Origin of the sequence: Selenomonas ruminantium subsp. lactilytica TAM6421, assembly GCF_000284095.1 — a bacterium.
Taxonomy (GTDB): domain Bacteria; phylum Bacillota; class Negativicutes; order Selenomonadales; family Selenomonadaceae; genus Selenomonas_A; species Selenomonas_A lactilytica.
On the sequence record NC_017078.1, the window covers coordinates 201,837 to 203,286 of the forward strand.

The 1,450-nt window shown below is 43.7% G+C and carries 2 protein-coding genes; one reads left to right on the forward strand and one right to left on the reverse strand.

Annotation, left to right across the window (positions count from 1 at the left end):
• Window positions 1–73 precede the first annotated feature (73 nt).
• Window positions 74–679, forward strand: a complete 606-nt coding sequence (locus tag SELR_RS16665) for a DUF1847 domain-containing protein (RefSeq protein ID WP_014431231.1) — start codon at window positions 74–76, stop codon at window positions 677–679.
• Window positions 680–741: 62 nt separating this feature from the next.
• On the opposite strand, the gene SELR_RS16670 is transcribed toward SELR_RS16665, so the two are convergent.
• On the reverse strand, window positions 742–1,107 hold the full coding sequence (locus SELR_RS16670) for a hypothetical protein (RefSeq protein WP_014431232.1): 366 nt from the start codon (window positions 1,105–1,107) through the stop codon (window positions 742–744).
• Window positions 1,108–1,450: the final 343 nt, after the last annotated feature.

The window sequence follows — 1,450 nt, forward strand, 5'->3', positions numbered from 1 at the left end:
TACCATAAAAAATTTAAGGTGCCCGGCGAATTGCCTGGCACCTTTTTCCAGTACAATTTAGGAGGGTTTCATCATGAAAGCTGATTGTGCCAACTGCAGGACTCATGCCTGCTATACCAAGGGAGTAAACTGCACCGGCATCGACCGGGAAACTATTCTGGAATCTTATAATGATGAAGAACGTCAGATTATGAAAGCTGCCGCCTATGTGGAGGGCACCTTTTACAGTAACATCACCCGACTCCAGGAAACAGCCGAATTTGCCAAGGCCATGGGCTACAAAAAGCTGGGCATGGCCTTCTGCATCGGCCTCAATGCCGAAGCCCGCTATATTGCCCGCTACTATGAGCAACAGGGCTTCGAGTTTTACAGTGTCTGCTGCAAGAATTGCAGCTTCAACAAAAAAGAGCTTGACCTGAAACAGGTCAAGCCCGAGCTCACGCACGAGGCCATGTGCAATCCAAAATTCCAGGCCAAGATCCTGGCAGAAAAAGGCACGGAGCTTTTCATCTCCTGCGGCCTCTGCGTGGGACACGATACCATTTTCAACGCCAGCTGCCCCGGCCCCGTCACCACGCTGGTGGTCAAGGACAGACTACTGGCCCATAATCCTCTGGGAGCCATCTATTCCCGTTACTGGAAAAGGAAGCTGGGAATTATGGATAAGGGAGAAGTGTGAAAAACATGACTGGACATCGTTAGGCGGCTTTTCTTATGAGTTTATGGTTAATGCGATCGTAATTATTTTGCGTACTGAAGAACTACTTTGATTATTGCCTCCATCTTCGGATCACCACTAACTTTAGTCATAGGGGCAGTACGACCTGCTCTTTCGTCTTTGTACCACCAGCCACCTTCGCCCTGAGCAAAGAATAATTTTACCTTGCCACATTCGCCGTTCCAGTCAATATCCTTTATCGTAACGTGATAGCCTCTATACTTTTCGTGCCAGATAGTTTCTGACATAACATAAATTGAACCACCATCTTTAAAGCTGTATGCCCAAACATCTTGAGCAGCTGCCGTATTGGTATCAAACATCTGGCTGCTTAATGCCAAAGAAAGGCCTAGCATAAGTGCGGTAAACATTTTCTTGACTTTTAACATGTAAACTCCTCCATATTACATAAAAATATAGAGTGCGAGCCTTAGACTTGCACTCTTTTTCTAATATTATTTTAACATTTGTCTAATAAAAGGTCAAATTGATTGCCTTGCTGCTGGACCGTCTTTTTTATCACTTCACTCTATGTGTAATATTATTTCACTAATAAGGTAACACATGATACAGATCCTGACAAGATTATTATGCAGATTTTAAAATACTAATGTATGTAATCCATGATTTTTACTCCTTCGTAATTGTACCTTATCATTGTTACCATCACCCTGCAGCAAAACTCTCCTGAAGTTCATACTCCAGGAGAGTTGCTGTCTTAATTCAGATACT

What these genes read in the sequence shown, in the direction of transcription:
- SELR_RS16665 (WP_014431231.1), top strand. Translation starts at nt 74, where the DNA reads ATGAAAGCTGATTGTGCCAACTGCAGGACTCATGCCTGCTATACCAAG.
- SELR_RS16670 (WP_014431232.1), bottom strand. Translation starts at nt 1,107, where the DNA reads ATGTTAAAAGTCAAGAAAATGTTTACCGCACTTATGCTAGGCCTTTCT.